Raw genomic sequence first — 16,894 nt, 5'->3', positions numbered from 1 at the left:
TCATCCTGACGTCCCCACTCTATCCGTCAAGTGGGTCAGGAACCACTCCGTCGCGTGGCGGACAACCTCGTCGAGCTTGCCCGGTTCCTCGAAAAGATGGCTTGCACCCTCGACGATGATGAGGCTCTTCTTTGAGGAGAGCGCGTCGTATGCCTGCCGGTTCATGTCGATGACCGGGCCGTCGAGGCTGCCGACGAGGAGCAGCGTCGGCGCCCGAACCTTTGACAGGACGGATAATGCCATATCCGGCCTGCCGCCGCGCGAGACGACCGCACCGATGGGCGATCCGGCATCCGCCGCCGCCGTCAGCGCCGCGGCGGCGCCGGTGCTGGCACCGAAATAGCCGGGATTAAGATGGGCCGTGTCGGCCGCGCTGGCGACCCACCGGGTTGCCCGCTCGAGGCGCGAGGCGAGCAGCGGGATGTCGAATACGTTGCGCCGGTCTGCCTCCTCGGAGGGCGTCAGGAGGTCGAGCAGGAAGGTCGCCAGCCCCGCCTTCCTGAGTTGCGTGGCGACGTAATTGTTGCGCGGGCTGTGCCGGCCGCTGCCACTGCCGTGAGCGAAGATGACGATGCCCTGGGCGTCCGGCGGCACGCCGAGGAAGCCGTCGAGCCCTTCGGGATCAATGCGGACTTCCCGTACGTCGCTTGCTATCCGTGCCATCTCTAAGCTCCAGACGGATATATCTCGGGGTTCCCTGCGGCCGCTCGGCCGCAACCCGTGTCACCGCGCTGGTTCCGTCGAACCGGACGACGGCTAGATCGTGATACCTTTTCCTGGAATCGGCATCACGATCTATCTCTTTGTTTTAGCATGATCTTATCCGAAAACCGGTATCCACTTTTCGGGATCATGCTCTAGGCATCGGCCATCCCGCCTCTGCCTTATCTCAGGTTCCCACCGTCTCCAGCCACAGCGCCTGAACATCCTTCGGCAGAGCCTCGCGCACCTTGGCCGACTGTCCGAGGTCGACGTGATGGGCGATGACGCGGAAGACCGTGCGCGTGGCCTCAGTCGAGTTGACCGGCCTGGTGTCCTTCAGCCCCTCCTGGACCTGCTCCAGAAAGTCGTCGAGGGTACGGGTGACCCGCGGCTGCTGTGACGGCTGATACTGGTCGTAGTAGAGGCCGCGCACCAGAATGGGCAGCTCGGCGCCCAGATGGGCCGAGAGGTCGGCGGGAAGCCTGTCCCGCAGCGCCTTGAGCACCGCACCCAGTATGTGCCACGCGACATGGCGGTCGTCGCCATGGTCGTCCATGATCTCGTTGAGCCAGATGTTCGTTGTCTGGACGGTCTTGTCGAAAACTTCTAGGCCTGTAGCGGTCATCGTTCAGCCCTTCCAACTGTCTTTGCTGACGAATGCGCGAATGCGTCGGGCGCTGTCCGGTTCTCTTATTCTAAGCAACAGAACGGGCGAATGTTCGGCGCGGCGGCGTAAAAAATTGCCCGCGATTGAGCCTTTCGCCGGCCGTCGGCTATAAGGCATTGTCCCAGCGTGGGAAAACGCACAGTGGAGAGACGCAGTTGGGGAGCGATATCAAGGTGAAGCCGGCGCAGGGAGGCCGGCAGAAGGTAAGCCGCGACCCGGAGCGCACGCAGGCTGCCATCCTCGAGGCGGCGACCGCGGAATTCGCGGAGAAGGGCATCGGCGGGGCGCGGGTCGACATGATCGCCGAGCGCGCCGGCACCAACAAGCGCATGCTCTACCACTATTTCGGCGACAAGATCGGCCTCTACGTCGCCGTCCTTGAAGCCGCCTACGGCGCGATCCGCTCGGCCGAGCGCGAGCTGGACCTTGCCCACAAGGCACCGGAGGAGGCGCTGTCGGAACTGTCGCGCTTCACCTGGCACTACTTCTTGAAGCACCCGGAATTCATCAGCCTGCTCAATACGGAGAACCTCCACAATGCGGAGCACCTGCGGGGCTCGCGCAAGCTGATGGAGATGCACTCGCACTTCGTCACCGAGCTGGCGGAGGTGCTTCGGCGCGGCGCCGAAGACGGCCTCTTCCGGCCCGGCATCGACCCCATCAACGTCTACATCACCATCGCCGCGCTCGGCTATTTCTACCTCTCCAACCGCCACACCCTGTCGGCCATCTTCGGCCGCAACCTTTCCGACCCCGCCCGCCTTGCCGAGTGGGAGGCTCATGTGGTGAAGACGGTGCTGGCTTCGGTGAGGGCGGGGTAGTAGGCAGGTCAGTCGGCACTCACAACGAGGCGGTAGTCGGGCGTGGTGTTGAGCGGGCAGGAGTAGAAATACTCACCGGGTTTGAGGGTGACTTCGTACTCTTGCGTATCGCCAACGAACAGACCGCCGCCCGACACGCTGGTCTTGGTCAGCTTGTGCAACGGATTGCGGAAATCGTAGTCGGCGTCGCGCAGCCAGAACCCGAGTTCGTAGGGTACATCCCTGTTCGTCACCCTGAAGATGTAATCGCCGGGCTCAAGCGTGAGCACCTCGGCCTTTGCCAGCCGCTCCTTTCCCGTTTTTGCGTTGATCGCATCGCAGTCGGCCTTCTTGCTCGACTTGAAACCGTGATCGACACCATCTTCGGACTCGAGGAACTGGCAGGCCGTTTGCGTCAGCTCAATGACCTGTGGCTCCGCGCCGGCAACGGCCACCGCTGCAAACCCCGACACGACGGCAGCCAATGCCAAACGACAATTGTGAACGGCACCTCTCCTGATATCCATGATCGTCTCCGGCTATGCTGCTCGGCGATAACATGGGACATACCGATACGACTGGCCGCCGATCACAACAACACAACACCGTGTGAGGACGTCTATAGCCAGATGAGATTAGGTCGGGTCATCCCCGCCTTAGCCCTTGCCTCAAGCCTTCACCCGCAAATGATCGAGCACCATCTCGACCGCATGCGCCTCGCGCGCCGCGATGTGGGCGTTGCTTGAAAGGTCGGTATCGAAGATCACCGAAAGCGTGGCGTTGTTGGAGACGTAGAAATAGCCGAGCGCGGCGATGGAAATGTAGAGCTGCACGGGATCGATGCCGAGGCGGAAGACGCCGCTCCGGCCGCCGCGGCGGATGAGCTTGCGCAACTGGTCGACGAGGGGCGAATGCAGGCCGTGCATCTCCGGCAGGGTGCGCAGGTAACGCGCCTTCATGAGGTTCTCGTTGGTGAGCAACGCGATGAACCACGGGCATTCGAGGAAATGGCGGAAGGTGAAGCGCACGAGCCGCTCGACCGCCTCCACCGGCTCGTACTGGTCGAGCTGCAGCGCCCGCTCGCCTTCGCGGATCTCGCGATAGGCCTCCTCCAGGACGGCGCAGTAGAGCGCGTCCTTGTTGCCGAAATAGTGGTAGAGCATGCGCTTGTTGGTGGCCGCCCTTGCGGCGATGGCATCGATGCGCGCGCCTTCGAGCCCGCGCTCTGAAAACTCCACGCGCGCCGCCGCCAGGATCGCCGCCCTTGTGCGGACGGGATCGCGGGTGCGGGGCGCCTGCGCTTCAGCCGGCACGGCGCTGCGGGTCGAGGCGCTTGAAGAGGTCCGTGACACGTCGGCTCACCATGGGCAGGCTCATGAGGATCGTCACCGCGATGATCGCGAAGAGCACGGCGCTGATCGGTCGCGTGAAGAAGGGCGTGACGTCGCCGTCCGACAGAAGCAGGCCGCGGCGCAGATTGACGTCGAGCAGGTCGCCGAGAACGATGCCCAGAACCAGCGGCGCCATCGGATAGCGCATCTCGCGCAAGACGAAGCCGATCAGCCCGAAGGCGATCATCACATAGACGTCGAACATGCGCTGGGTGATGGCGAAGGAGCCGACCACGCACAGCACATAGACCACCGGCATCAGCTTCTCGCGCGGGACGAGCAGCACGCGCACCAGGAGCTTGGTAAGCGACAGGCCGAAGACGGTGATGGCGATGGTCGTCAGAAGCAGAATGCCGACGATCTGATAAAGGAAAGCGGGATTCTCGGTCATCAGCAGCGGCCCGGGCCTGATGCCGTGGATGAACATCGCGGCAATCAGCACCGCGGCCGCCGCCGAGCCCGGCAGCGCCAGGGTGAGCGTGGGGATCATGGCGCCGGGGATGACCGCCGAATTGCCGGTCTCCGCGGCCACCAGCCCCTCGATGGAGCCCTTGCCGAACTGGTCGGCCTCCTTGCTCGCGCGCCGTGCGGCCGCGTAGGAGGCCCAGGCGCCTATGTCCTCGCCGACGCCGGGGATGATGCCGGCGATCGTGCCGACGATGCCGGAGCGGATCGTGGTGCGCCAGTAGCGCGTGATATCGGCCAGCCGCGGCAGCACCCTGTCGTCGCTGGTGACGAGCTCGGCCGTAAAGCGCCGCTTCATGACCGCGAGGATCTCGGCGAAGCCGAAGGCGCCGACCATGGCAGGGATGAGGTTGATGCCGCCGCCGAGCGCACTGACACCGAAGGTGAAGCGCTGAAAGGCATGCAGGCCTTCCATGCCGATCATCGCCGCGAGCAGCCCCAGAATGCCGGCGATATAGCCTTTCAACGGATCCTCGATGGCGGTCAGCCGGCCCGAGATCAGGACGCCGAACAACGCCAGCCAGAAGAACTCATAGGAGCCGAAGCGCAGCGCGAATTCAGCCAGCCAAGGCGCGATCAGCGCCAGAAAGAAGATGCCGACCAGCGTGCCGAGCGCCGAGGAGGTGGTGGCGATCCCCATGGCCATGCCGGCCTTGCCGGCGCGTGCCAGGGGATAGCCGTCGAGCGTGGTGGCGGCACTTGCCGGGGTGCCGGGAATGGCGAGCAGGATGGCCGACCGGCTGCCGCCATAGATCGCCCCCACGTAGAGCGCCATCAGGCACAGGATCGCCTGGTCCGGCGGCATCTTGTAGGTGAGCGTGACGAGCAGCGCCACGCCCATGGTCGCCGTCAGGCCCGGAAGCGCGCCGATGACGATGCCGAGCAGGCTCGCCCAGGCGAGGTTGAACAACCCCTCCCAGGTGAGGAAATGGGCGATGCCGTGTCCAAGAAGGGTAAGGCCTTCAGGCATGTATTGAGCTCTCGGGTTAGGGCAGGCGAACGAGGAAGCCGTATTGGAAGACGAGGGTGACGGCGACGCCGACGATCACACCCTGGACGGCTGCCCAGAGGGCTGAGCGCAGAAGCGGCCTTGGCTGCGGCGACAGCCAGGCCTCGAAGACGACGATGAAGGCGAAGACGAAGGCCGTGCTGGCGAGCCAGAACGGCAAGAGCCCCACCAGAACGAGCGCATAGACGAGCGCCAGCCCCGCCACGGCGCAGAAACGCCCCGCCTCTTCGGTGCGGAAGAGCGCCAGGAGATCGCTCCAGCCCCCCGCGCCGCGCCCCTCGCGATAGGCTTTGAGGCCAAGCACGGCGCCGCAAAACGCCAGAGCAAGCCCCAGGAGGCCGGGCACGAGGCCCGGCACGGTGGCAGGGTGGATGCCGCGCATTTCCAGCCGGGGCATGGTCCAGGACAGGTAGGCGATCGCCAGTCCCAGCACCGCGAACACGCCGCCGGTGATGAGATCGACACGGTTCATATGGCGTTCCGTCTGCGGATCGGCCGAAGGATCGGTCATGAATACCTCTGATCTGCCGGTATTGCCGACACCCCGGAAGGGTGCCGGCTTTTCGCTCGACCGGTTCATCGTTTCGTTGGAATCGATGAACTGATCCAACTCGTTGTTTTGTCGCAATTCCGGACGGAAAACCGGTTTCCTGGAATTGCTCTAGCCCGCTCGGGCTACATCTCGCTCTTCGTCTCGCAGTCGATGCCGATGGTCGAGGGGTCGTTCACCTCCAGGCCGCGCTCTTCCGCCGCGCAGGCCTCCTCGATCACCACCGGCATGGCCACTTCACGCGCTTCCTCGCCATAGGAGGGAGCGAAGACGGCACCGTTGGTTTGGGCATAGTTCTTCAGCGCCTCGGAGTTCATCACCTTCTCCTCCCAGATGCGGTTCACCGTCGCCACCACCTCCTCGGGCACGCCCTGTGGGATGAAGATGCCGAAATAGTCCGGTGCGATGGGGAATTCCGGCAGCCATTCGGTAATCGGCGGGATGGGATCCACGCCCTCGATGGTCAGCGGCTGGTCGCTCAAGACCGCAAGCGGACGCAGGCGGCCGCCGCGGATCAGCTCGGCCTGCTCCACGGCAAGCTGCGTGGTGACCATGGCTTCGCCCGCCGCGGTGGCGATCGCGGCCGGCCCGCCGCCGTCATAGGTCACCATGCGGTATTCGAATTCACCTTCCGTGCCCAGGCCGGCAATCGCCATGCCGCCGGAGGAGGTGACGCCCGCCGTGCCGACGGTGATCTCGCCGCCCCGCTCCTTGAAGGCTTCGAGCAACTGCCCGAAATCCTCGAACTCGCTGTCGGACGGCACCGAGACGACGGGAACGTTGGCGACCGACAGATAGATGTGCCAGTCGTCGATGCTGGTGTCGGGCACCAGCCCGGTCACCGAATAGGTGGCGTTGTTGGCGATGGCGTTGGCTGTCCAGGTATAGCCGTCCTTCGGCGCGTTCAGCACCTCCTGCGTGCCGACGGCGCCCGAGGCGCCCGGCTGGTTGACCACCACCACAGCCTGGCCAAGCTCTTCGGCAAGGATCGGCGCGGTGACGCGGGTCACCTGGTCGGTCGAGCCGCCGGCCCCCCAGGGCACGATGATGTTGATGGGGCGATCCGGCTGCCACTCCTGGGCAAGGGCCGGCGCGGCGGCGGAAAGCGCGAATGCGGATACGGCCACGCCGAGCGCGGCTCTGGTCAAAAGACCCATGGTTTCCTCCCTTGATGTGCTTCAACGCCGCAGCCCTATTCGGCCCCCGGCGTTGGGCCAGAACTGTGAAGTCAGTTCGGTGGCCTGTCAAGTAAGTAACTGGTTAGTTCCTTAACCCGCGTTTCCGTCAAGCCCGTCCAGAACCCCACGCACATAGCCGACGGCGCGGGCCGCGCAGGCCGGGCCGTCGGGTACATATTCGAACGGTTCCATCGCCAGCGCTCCCCGATAGTCGCCGTCCATAAGCGCCCGCAGAAGCGGCGCTATGGCGTCGGGGCCGTCGGGGCTTGTCCCCTCTCCCGGTCCACGCCGGTTCGCCGCGTTGAGCTGGATGTGTGCGAGCATGCCCTCCCGGATATACCGGGTGGCAAGGGCGGCGAGGCTTTCCTCTTCCTCCTGCGCGGCGTGGCACACATCCAGCATGAGCTTCAGCGCCGGCGCGCCAATCTCGGCGATCATCGCATCGGCCTCGGCAATCGTGTTGAGGAAGTTGCATTCCTTGCGGTTGATGGCCTCCAGGCAATAGGCGATGCCGTGCTCGCCCGCCCGTCGTGCCGCCGCCTCGAAATGCGCCATGGCAACGGCACGCTGGCGCTCGGGCTCGCTGCCAAGCCGCCGCTGTGCCGGCGAGCCGTGCACGATGACGCCGGCGCCGAGCCCCGCCGCAAGGTCCACCAGCCGTATGAGGGCCTCCCGCGTCCGCGCAACCGCTTGCGCGTCGAGCGCGGTGAGATCGAGCCCAGCTGGGGCCATGGTCAGCCAATGCAGGCTGGAGACCACGAGACCGTGATCCTCGACCGTCCGCCGCGCGTCGGCGATCTCTCCCGCGGTCATGCGCGTCGGGTCCTCGGCGAGCGTGAACGGCGCCACCTCCAGCCCGTCATAGCCGACATCGCGCGCGAAGGCGCATTGCTCGGTGAGGGTCATCGGCCTGAGGACCTCGTTGCACAGGGTGATCTGCATGCCTTCTCCTCGATTTCGGCTCCCCTATGTCGGTAGGAAGGGTCGGCGCCTGTCAAGGCTCGCATATGCACCAGGCCCGGCTTGACACTCCGCTTTCGCCTAAGTAAGTAACTGGGTAGTTACAAGTGAGAAGTTTCCTAGGGAGGATTCATGGCCCAGCGGCGCATCGGCATCATCATGCACGGAATCACCGGGCGGATGGGCTACAACCAGCATCTCGTCAGGTCCATCCTGGCCATCCGCGACCAGGGCGGCATCGCCCTTGCCAACGGCGATACGCTTGTGGTGGACCCGATCCTGGTCGGCCGCAACATCGAGAAAGTGGGGGCGATCGCCAAGAAGCACAACGTCTCGCGCTTCACCGACGATCTCGACGCCGCGCTCGCGGGCAAGGACGACGAAATCTTCTTCGATGCCGGAGCCACGAAAATCCGCGCCGGCCTCCTGGAGAAGGCGCTCGCTGCCGGCAAGCACGTCTACTGCGAGAAGCCGACCTCGGACGAGCTTGCCGTCGCCGTCGACATCGCCAGGAAGGCCCGCGCCTCCGGCCTCAAGCACGGCGTGGTGCAGGACAAGCTGTTCCTGCCCGGCCTCATGAAGCTCAAGATGCTGCGCGATAGCGGCTTCTTCGGCAAGATCCTCTCGGTGCGCGGCGAGTTCGGCTACTGGGTCTTCGAGGGCGACTGGCAGCCCGCGCAGCGCCCCTCCTGGAACTACCGCAAGGCCGATGGCGGCGGCATCATCATCGACATGCTGTGCCACTGGCGCTACGTGCTCGACAACACCTTCGCACCGGTCAAGGCGGTCTCCTGCCTCGGCGCCACCCATATCCCAGAGCGTGTGGACGAGCAGGGTAAGCCCTATAAGGCGGATGCAGACGACGCGGCCTACGCCACCTTCGAATTGGAAGGCGGCATCGTCGCCCATATCAATTCGAGCTGGGCGGTGCGCGTGCGCCGCGACGATCTCGTGACCTTCCAGGTCGACGGCACACATGGCTCGGCCGTCGCCGGCCTCCACAAGTGCTGGACGCAGCACCGCGTCAACACGCCGAAGCCCGTGTGGAACCCGGACCAGCCGCAGACCATGAACTTCTTCGACGATTGGGAGGAGGTGCCGGACAACTGGCCCGCCGACAACGGCTTCAAGGTGCAGTGGGAACAGTTCCTGCGCCACGTGGCCGAGGACGCTCCGTGGGCCTACGGTCTCGAGGCCGGCGCCAAGGGCGTGCAGCTCGCCGAGCTGGGCTTGAAGTCGTGGGCCGAACGGCGGTGGCTGGATGTGCCGGAACTGGAGTTCTAAGGTGTCATGGATTCAGCTCAAGTTAACTCAACGCGCGTCATCCCGGAAGCCGGAGCGAAGCGGAGGCTGTCCGGGACCCATTCCGGAACATCGATGTCACGGAATGGATCCCGGCCCTCGCTCCGCTCGGCCGGGATGACGCGTGTGGGATTGACCCCACCTAAATTCATCCCGTCTTAGGAACCGCCCATGCTCAACCTGCCCAATGCCGACCGCACTATCTCGCCCTACGAGATCAGGAACGCCCCGGTCGAGACCGCCAGGCGCGAGGCCTCCGGCTTCAACCGCATCGCCTATGCCGCCGCCCACGTGGTGGCCGATCCGCTGGCCGATAGCGACCCCTGGCTCACCCCCGCCATCGACTGGGACAGGACGATGGCCTTCCGCCATCACCTGTGGGACCTCGGCTTCGGCGTGGCGGAAGCCATGGACACCGCCCAGCGCGGCATGGGGCTCGGCTGGCCCGAGGCCCGTGAGCTGATCGAGCGCGCCCTGAAGGAGGCGAAGGGCCGCTCCGGCGCGCTGATCGCCTGCGGTGCCGGCACCGACCATCTCGTGCCCGGCCCCGACGTCACCATCGACCGCATCATCGCCGCCTACGAAGAGCAGGTCGAGGCGATCGAGGCGCATGGCGGGCGCATCATCCTGATGGCGAGCCGGGCGCTCGCCGCCGCAGCAAAAGGCCCGGACGACTATGCCCGCGTCTACGACCGCATCCTCGCCCAGGTGAAGGAGCCGGTCATCATCCACTGGCTGGGCGAGATGTTCGATCCCGCGCTCGACGGCTACTGGGGCGCCCCGGACCACATGGCGGCGATGGAAGTGGCGCTCGGCGTGATCGCCGCCCATGCGGACAAGGTGGACGGCATCAAGATCTCGCTTCTGTCGAAGGAAAAGGAAATCGCCATGCGCCGCCGCCTGCCAGCGGGCGTGCGCATGTATACGGGCGACGACTTCAACTACGCCGAGCTGATCGCCGGCGACGCGGAAGGGCACTCGGATGCGCTTCTGGGCATCTTCGATGCCATCGCGCCAGCGGCCTCCGCCGCCCTTGCGGCGCTGGGCGCCGGCGAGGAGAAGAAATTCTTCGACCTGCTCGACCCGACCGTTCCGCTCTCGCGCCATATCTTCAAGGCGCCGACGCGCTTTTATAAGACCGGCGTCGTCTTCCTCGCCTATCTCAACGGCCTGCAGGACCACTTCACCATGATCGGCGGTCAGGAATCGACACGCTCGACGCTGCATCTGGCCGAGCTCTTCCGGCTTGCGGACCAGGCGCGCGTGCTGATCGATCCCGAGCTTGCCACGGCCCGCATGCGCCAGGTGATGGCCGTGCACGGTATCGCGCAGCCATGACGGGCACGGCACCCCGCATACGCCTGATCGCGGCCGATGCCTTCGAGCGGCCTGTGCCCTTCCGCTTCGCCTTCCGCTTCGGCGTGGCCGAGGTGACTTCGGCTGCGCAAGCCTTCCTGCGCGTTCGCATTGCCGACGAGGCGGGGCGCGAGGCGGTTGGCTGGTCGGCGGAAATGATGATGCCGAAATGGTTCGACAAGAGCCCCGAGCTGACGCCAGACGAGAACACGGACCAGCTCAGAACCTCCCTGCGGCTGGCCAAGGATGTCATGCTGACCGCCGGCTCCGACACGGCCTTCGGCCTGCACGCGGCGGTGGAGCCCGCCCATCACGCGGCCTCAGCGCGCGCTGGCCTCAACGGCCTCATCGCCTCCTTCGGCCTGGCGCTCGTCGACCGCGCGGTCATCGACGCGCTCGGCCGGCTCCAGGGAGTGCCCGCGCAAAAGCTGGTGAACCAGAACAGCCTCGGCATCGACGCCCGCACGGCGCCGGACCTCGCCGGCTTCGACCTCGACGCCTTCCTTGCCGGCCTGTCGGTGCCTAAAACCATCGAGGTCCGCCACACGGTCGGCCTCGGCGACGCGCTCGTCGCCGGCGACCTCGCCAAGCGCCTCAACGACGGCCTGCCGGAGACGCTCGAAGAGGTCATCGCCGCCTACGGCCACCGCTATTTCAAGCTGAAGATATCGGGCGACGTGGCCGCCGACGTCGCCCGCCTCACCCGCATCGCCGCCGCCCTCGACCGCTTCCAGCCCGACTACCGGGCGACCCTCGACGGCAACGAACAGTATGAAGACGAGGCGCACGTGCTGGCGCTGCTCGACGCCGTGGAGGCCGAGCCCGAGCTTGCCCGGCTCCGCGAGCGCATCCTCTTCCTCGAACAGCCCATCGCCCGCGCCAAGGCGCTCGCCTCCCCCGTCACGAAGCTTGCTGCCCGTATTGCCGTGGAGATCGACGAGTCGGACGCCGATATCGAATCTTTCGTAACCGCGAAGGGCCTCGGCTACACCGGCATTTCCTCGAAATCCTGCAAGGGCTTCTACCGCGCCCTCCTCAACCGCGCCCGCATGGCGAAATGGAATGCGGAAGCCGGCTCCGACACATATTTCATGTCGGCGGAGGACCTCACCACGCAGGCCGGCATCGGCATCCAGCAGGACCTCGCGCTCGCCGGCCTGATCGGCGCCGAACACATCGAGCGCAACGGCCATCACTTTGTCGACGGCATGGCCGGCGCGCCGGATGCCGAGGCCGCAAGCTACCTTGCCGCCCACGGCGATCTCTACCACAGCCAGAACGGCCGCACGCGGCTCAACATCCACGGCGGCCGGTTGTCGCTCGGCACGCTCGCCGCCGCCGCTGGCCTCGGATCGGCGGTGGAGCCGGACCGGTCGGCCATGCAGCGGCTGTCTTAGGCATGATGCGTTCAATTTTGACTAAGCAAGAGAAGTCTCGTCATCCCGGAAGCCGCAGCGAAGCCGCGGCTGTCCGGGACCCATTCCGGAACGGCGACGTCACGGAATGGATCCCGGCTCTCACGGAGCCTGTCCTCGGGCTCGCCGAAGGCGAGACCCGGGGGTTCGGCCGGGATGACGACATCAGGAAGGAACCCGCACCATGAGCCTTGAAGGCCGTCTGTCGATCAATCTCGCCACCACGCGCGGAAGCTGGGGCTTTGCCGAGGCCGTCGACGGCTGCCTCCGGCACGGCATCACGGCCATCGCCCCCTGGCGCGACCAAGTGGAGGCGATCGGGCTCAAGGAGGCCGCCCGCATCGTCGAGTCAAACGGGCTTCAGGTGACGGGGCTTTGCCGCGGCGGCATGTTCCCCGCCGAAGACAAAGCCGGGATCCAGGCGAACATCGACGACAACAAGCGCGCCATCGACGAGGCGGCCGCGCTCAAGGCCGACTGCCTGGTGCTCGTGGTCGGCGGCCTGCCTGGCGCCTCGAAGAACATGCCGGAGGCGCGCAAAATGGTCGCCGACGGCATCGCCGCCATCCTGCCTTACGCGCGCGAAGCGGGCATGCCGCTCGCCATCGAACCGCTGCATCCGATGTACGCGGCCGACCGCGCCTGCGTGAATACCCTCTCCCAGGCGCTGGACCTGTGCGTGGAGCTCGGCGAGGGCGTCGGCGTGGCTATCGACGTCTACCATGTCTGGTGGGACCCGGAGCTTGCCACCCAGATCGCCCGCGCCGGCCAGATGGGCGCCATCCTCGCCCACCACATCTGCGATTGGCTTGTGCCCACCACCGACCTCCTGCTCGACCGCGGCATGATGGGCGACGGCGTCATCGACCTGCCGGCCATCCGCCGCATGGTCGAGGAGGCGGGCTTCAACGGTCCTCAGGAAGTGGAGATCTTCTCGCGCGACAACTGGTGGAAACGCCCCGGCGACGAAGTGCTTTCCACCTGCATCGAGCGCTTCGAGACCGTGTGCTGAAAAACCGAGGGCGCAGCGGGAACGATGGCTGGACAAGCCATATTCCCGTGCTAGCCAAGCGCCCATGATTCGATTGATTGAAAACGCCGGCTCGTGGCGGGCGGCATGCCTTCTGCTCGTCGCCTTTGCGTGCGCTGCCTGCGCGGCGCGACCCGAACGCTCGCTGGACGCGGTTGCCGACCTTGAAGGCCTGCGCCGGGCATCCCTTGCATTCGTCAACGAGGAGCGCGCCCGCCAGGGCCTGCCGGGCCTTAAGCTGACGGCGCCGATCAACGCCGCCGCCCAGGCCCATGCCGAGGACATGGCGCGGCGCGACTTCTACAGCCACCGCTCGCCCCAGGGCCAGGACGTGGCGGATCGCTACCGCGCCAATGGCGGCGGGCTGTGGGACATCATCGCCGAGAACATCGCCTCGTGCATCGCCTGCCGGACGCCCACCGAACAGCTGCGGGAATTCCACGCCGGCTGGATGGGGAGCCCCGGCCACCGGCGCAATATCCTCGACCCACGGGTGAAAAGTTTCGGCTTCGGGATCGCTTCCGCCGGCGGCAGGCTTTACGCGGTACAGGCCTTCGTCGGCGAGCGCGGTGAGACCGTTTCTCAGACGATCCCGCCGCCCGTGCCGATGATCGCCGGCCGCTCCGCCGCGGCCTTCGCCCGGTAGCCGCTGGCGCGGTAGGCGCCGACGGGATCGACCGCGCCGCCGGATTTCAGCCGCGCCATGGCGAGGATCGGCCCCACGTCCGTGCGGAAAGCGGCCTTCAGCGTCTCGCTCGCCATCAATGCGTCGTTCTCCTCCTGGCAGGCCGCAAGCGCCTTGCGGTCCACCAGAAGCGCCTGGGCGAAGGCGCGGGTGACCTCGATCGCCGAGACCATCAGGCTTTCGATCGGGTCCGTCACGTTATGGCTCTGGTCGAGCATGTGCGCGGGGTCGAAGCCCGGCGCCCCGCACTTTTCCGCCTCGACCAGCTCGTTGAAGACGAGGAACAGCCGGTAGGGATCGATGGAGCCGGCGTCGAGGTCGTCGTCGCCGTATTTCGAATCGTTGAAGTGGAAGCCGCCAAGCTTGCCGAACTGGATGAGCCGCGAGACGATCATCTCGATGTTCACGTTCGGCGCGTGATGGCCGAGATCGACGAGACAGAACGCCTTTGGCCCCAGTTCCTGCGCGATCATGTAGTTGGTGCCCCAGTCCTGCACGACGGTCGAATAAAAGGCCGGCTCGTACATCTTGTGCTCGGTGAAAAGGCGCCAGTCGTCCGGCAGTGCGGCGTAGACCTCCTTCATCGAGGAGAGATACCGCTCGAAGGCGCGCGCGAAATCGCTCTGGCCCGGGAAGTTCGAGCCGTCGCCGATCCACACGGTCAGCGCCTTGGAGCCGACCGCCTTGCCGATCTCGATGCATTCCAGATTGTGCTCCACGGCCTGCGCGCGCGTCGCCGCGTCCGTGTGCGACAGGGAGCCGTACTTATAGGAATGCGCCTGGCCGGGATGGTCCTGGAAGGTATTGGAGTTCATGGCGTCGAAGCCGAGGCCGAAGCGGCTTGCTGCCTCTTTCAGGCGCCCGGGCTCCGCCTTGTCCCACGGGATGTGGAGCGAGATCGTCGGCGTGGCGCGGGTGAGCTGCTGGATAACGGCGCAGTCCTCGATCTTGTCGAAGATGTCGCGCGGCTCGCCGGGGCCGGGAAAGCGCGCGAACCGTGTACCGCCCGTGCCCACGCCCCATGAGGGGACGGCGACGCCGAAGGCGGCGACACGGTCGCGGATGGCATCGATGGCGATGCCGCGGCGGTCAAGCTTTTCGCCTAAGGCTTCGTAGTCGCGCCTAAGGGCGGTCTCGTGCGCGGCGTTCTCGCGCTCGACGAGGTCTGTGGCAATCGGGTGTTCGGTCACGGTTTCCTCCTCTGAGGGGGCGCGAAGGGGCGCTGCCGTCTCAAGTTACCTCACCGCGTAAAACTCTGCGCATTCCCCGCGTCGACATTGAGAATATTCCCCGTCGACTTCGCCGACATCTCCGACACGAAGAAGAACACCGCCTCCGCCACATCCTCCGGATAGACGCTGCGCTTCAGAAGCGAGCGCTTGCGGTAGTGCTCCTCCAGTTCGTCCGGGCTCATATTATAGGCGGCCGCGCGCTGCTCGCGCCACTCGCCGGACCAGATCTTGGAGCCGCGCAAAACCGCGTCCGGGTTCACCGTATTGACGCGGATGCCGAATTCCGCCCCCTCCAACGCCAGGCAGCGCGCGAGGTGGATTTCGGCGGCCTTGGCCGTGCAATAGGCCGCCGCGTTGGGCGAGGCGGCAAGACCGTTCTTCGAGGCGATGAAGACGATCTCACCACCGGTCTTCTGCCGCTTCATCAGCCGGAAGGCCTCACGCGCGACGAGGAAATAGCCGGTGGAGAGGATCTCCATGTTGCGGTTCCACGTGGCAAGATCCGTCTCGTCGACGGGTGCGGCCGAGGAGATGCCGGCATTGGAGACGAGGATGTCGAGCCCGCCGTATTCGCGCGCAGCGTATGCAAAGGCATCGGCCGCGTCGGCCTCGCTTGTCACGTCCAGCTTTACCTGGCGCACGAGATCGGCCGAGTACCGGCCGGCAAGCTCCGTCTTGGTCGCCTCCAGCGCTCCCTTGTCGATGTCCGCCAGCACCACGCAGGCGCCGTCAGCGAGCAGGCGCTCGGCGGTCGCCTTGCCGATCCCCCCTGCCCCGCCGGTGATCAGCGCCACCTTGCCGGCAAGCGGCCGGGGCTTGGGCAGGCGCTGAAGCTTCGCCTCCTCCAGCACCCAGTATTCGATGTCGAACGCCTCCTGCTCGGGCAGGCCGACATAGGCCGACACGCTGGAGGCCCCGCGCATGACGTTGATGGCGTTGACGTAGAACTCGGCCGAAACGCGCGCCGTCGCCTTGTCCTTGGCAAAGGTGATCATGCCGACGCCCGGCACCAGATAGACCACCGCGTTGGGATCGCGCATGGGCGGGCTGTCGGGCCTCTTGCAGCGGTCGTAATAGGCGGCGTGCCCCTTGCGGTATTCCTCCGCCGCGGCATCGAGGCCGGCAAGCGTCTTGTCGAGATCGGGCTTCGCCGGATCGAAATCGATCACCAGCGGGCTGATCTTGGTGCGCAGGAAATGGTCGGGACAGCTCGTGCCCTGCGCGGCGAGGCCTTCCATGTCGCGCGAGGCGACGAACTCCAGTACGGCGGGCTGGTCGTCGAAATGCCCCACCTTGCGCTCTGCGCCCGAGATCATGCCGCGGATGGCGGGCATCAGCCGCTCGGCGATCCCGCGCCGCGCCGCCTCGGGCAGGACCGGCCGCACTTCGCCGCCAAAAGCGGGCTTTCCCCCCGTCTCCGCCTCGAACCATTCGATGGCGCGGTTGATGATGCGGATCGTCGTCTCGTAGCACTCCCTGGCCGTATCACCCCAGGTGAAGAGCCCGTGCCCGCCCAGCACCACGCCCTTGGCACCCGGGTTCTCGCGGCAGAATTTCTCGAGCCACAAGCCGAGCTCGAAGCCCGGACGCTTCCACGGCAGCCAGCCGATCTCTTCGCCGTAGATCTTCGCCGTCAGCTCCTTGCTGTTCTTGGCCGCGGCGATGGCGATCACGGCGTCGGGGTGCATGTGGTCGACATGCCGGTAGGGCACATAAGCATGCAGCGGCGTGTCGATGGAGGCGGCGCGCGGGTTGAGGTTGAAGGTGCAGTGAGGCAGATACCCCACCATCTCGTCCTCGTATTCGACGCCGCGATAGAGCTTTTTCAGGCCTTCGAGCTTCTCCATATAAAGCGTGGCAAAACCGTCGAGCTTGATCGTGCCGACGTCGCCGCCCGACCCCTTCACCCACAAGACCTCGGCCGCCTCACCCGTCAGCGGATCCTTCTCCGTCACCTTGGCCGAGGTATTGCCGCCGCCGTAATTGGTGATGCGCTTGTCGGATCCCAGCAGGTTCGACCGGTAGAGCAGGCGCTCCGGCTCGCTCATGGAGGCCGCCTTCGCCTCGTCCCAAAGGTCGGCAAGCCGCGTTCCGCCGCGCGTCTCAAGCATGGAATCCTCCCTCGCAGCGCCCTCGGCGGACGCACGTTTCG

At 65.9% G+C, this 16,894-nt stretch carries 16 protein-coding genes; 6 read left to right on the top strand and 10 right to left on the bottom strand.

Annotated elements, in window-relative coordinates:
- Nucleotides 1-663 carry a dienelactone hydrolase family protein gene (locus GM910_RS16120; protein WP_159588997.1) on the bottom strand — a complete coding sequence of 221 codons (663 nt, stop codon included), beginning with the start codon at nt 661-663 and terminating at the stop codon, nt 1-3.
- Between the two features lie 226 nt (nt 664-889).
- The gene (locus tag GM910_RS16115; RefSeq protein WP_159588995.1) at nt 890-1,327 is read right to left on the bottom strand and encodes a DUF2267 domain-containing protein; all 438 of its coding nucleotides are present in this window, start codon (nt 1,325-1,327) and stop codon (nt 890-892) included.
- Nucleotides 1,328-1,524: 197 nt separating this feature from the next.
- On the opposite strand from GM910_RS16115, the gene GM910_RS16110 reads away from it, so the two are divergent.
- Complete coding sequence (locus tag GM910_RS16110; protein ID WP_159588993.1) at nt 1,525-2,190, top strand: TetR/AcrR family transcriptional regulator; 666 nt, start codon at nt 1,525-1,527, stop codon at nt 2,188-2,190.
- 8 nt (nt 2,191-2,198) lie between these two features.
- On the opposite strand, the gene GM910_RS16105 is transcribed toward GM910_RS16110, so the two are convergent.
- The 6 genes from GM910_RS16105 to GM910_RS16080 all read right to left on the bottom strand — a co-directional run bounded on the left by GM910_RS16105 (nt 2,199) and on the right by GM910_RS16080 (nt 7,704).
- Entirely contained in the window at nt 2,199-2,696 is a 498-nt protein-coding gene (locus GM910_RS16105; RefSeq protein WP_201285524.1) for a hypothetical protein, read from the bottom strand.
- Between the two features lie 141 nt (nt 2,697-2,837).
- On the bottom strand, nt 2,838-3,521 hold the full coding sequence (locus GM910_RS16100; RefSeq protein ID WP_159588991.1) for a TetR/AcrR family transcriptional regulator: 684 nt from the start codon (nt 3,519-3,521) through the stop codon (nt 2,838-2,840).
- Nucleotides 3,472-4,995, bottom strand: coding sequence for a tripartite tricarboxylate transporter permease (locus GM910_RS16095; RefSeq protein WP_159588989.1), 1,524 nt, complete (start codon nt 4,993-4,995; stop codon nt 3,472-3,474). Before GM910_RS16095 ends, GM910_RS16100 begins: the two co-directional genes overlap by 50 nt.
- Before the next feature lie 16 nt (nt 4,996-5,011).
- On the bottom strand, nt 5,012-5,545 hold the full coding sequence (locus GM910_RS16090) for a tripartite tricarboxylate transporter TctB family protein (protein WP_159588987.1): 534 nt from the start codon (nt 5,543-5,545) through the stop codon (nt 5,012-5,014).
- A gap of 164 nt (nt 5,546-5,709) precedes the next feature.
- Entirely contained in the window at nt 5,710-6,741 is a 1,032-nt protein-coding gene (locus GM910_RS16085) for a Bug family tripartite tricarboxylate transporter substrate binding protein (protein ID WP_159588985.1), read from the bottom strand.
- A 111-nt stretch (nt 6,742-6,852) separates the two neighbouring features.
- Complete coding sequence (locus GM910_RS16080) at nt 6,853-7,704, bottom strand: sugar phosphate isomerase/epimerase family protein (RefSeq protein WP_159588983.1); 852 nt, start codon at nt 7,702-7,704, stop codon at nt 6,853-6,855.
- 150 nt (nt 7,705-7,854) lie between these two features.
- On the opposite strand from GM910_RS16080, the gene GM910_RS16075 reads away from it, so the two are divergent.
- The 5 genes from GM910_RS16075 (at nt 7,855) to GM910_RS16055 (ending at nt 13,471) form a co-directional block, all read left to right on the top strand.
- Complete coding sequence (locus GM910_RS16075; protein ID WP_159588981.1) at nt 7,855-9,006, top strand: Gfo/Idh/MocA family protein; 1,152 nt, start codon at nt 7,855-7,857, stop codon at nt 9,004-9,006.
- A 189-nt stretch (nt 9,007-9,195) separates the two neighbouring features.
- The gene (locus GM910_RS16070; RefSeq protein ID WP_159588979.1) at nt 9,196-10,362 is read left to right on the top strand and encodes a dihydrodipicolinate synthase family protein; all 1,167 of its coding nucleotides are present in this window, start codon (nt 9,196-9,198) and stop codon (nt 10,360-10,362) included.
- Nucleotides 10,359-11,777, top strand: a complete 1,419-nt coding sequence (locus GM910_RS16065; protein ID WP_159588977.1) for an enolase C-terminal domain-like protein — start codon at nt 10,359-10,361, stop codon at nt 11,775-11,777. Before GM910_RS16070 ends, GM910_RS16065 begins: the two co-directional genes overlap by 4 nt.
- Nucleotides 11,778-11,979: 202 nt before the next feature.
- Nucleotides 11,980-12,807 carry a sugar phosphate isomerase/epimerase family protein gene (locus tag GM910_RS16060; RefSeq protein ID WP_159588975.1) on the top strand — a complete coding sequence of 276 codons (828 nt, stop codon included), beginning with the start codon at nt 11,980-11,982 and terminating at the stop codon, nt 12,805-12,807.
- A 64-nt stretch (nt 12,808-12,871) separates the two neighbouring features.
- A complete protein-coding gene (locus GM910_RS16055) occupies nt 12,872-13,471 on the top strand; it encodes a CAP domain-containing protein (protein WP_159588973.1) in 600 nt (199 codons plus the stop codon).
- Here the strand turns inward: GM910_RS16055 and rhaI are convergent.
- Together rhaI and GM910_RS16045 are read right to left on the bottom strand one after the other, a co-directional pair.
- Nucleotides 13,408-14,685 carry an L-rhamnose catabolism isomerase gene (gene rhaI, locus GM910_RS16050; protein WP_425482696.1) on the bottom strand — a complete coding sequence of 426 codons (1,278 nt, stop codon included), beginning with the start codon at nt 14,683-14,685 and terminating at the stop codon, nt 13,408-13,410. The genes GM910_RS16055 and rhaI overlap by 64 nt on opposite strands.
- Before the next feature lie 65 nt (nt 14,686-14,750).
- On the bottom strand, nt 14,751-16,853 hold the full coding sequence (locus tag GM910_RS16045; RefSeq protein ID WP_159588969.1) for a bifunctional rhamnulose-1-phosphate aldolase/short-chain dehydrogenase: 2,103 nt from the start codon (nt 16,851-16,853) through the stop codon (nt 14,751-14,753).
- Nucleotides 16,854-16,894: the final 41 nt, after the last annotated feature.

The organism is Chelativorans xinjiangensis, from assembly GCF_009812055.1.
In the GTDB taxonomy this organism is placed as follows: domain Bacteria; phylum Pseudomonadota; class Alphaproteobacteria; order Rhizobiales; family Rhizobiaceae; genus Chelativorans; species Chelativorans xinjiangense.
This window is presented reverse-complemented; position numbering and strand designations above follow the sequence as displayed.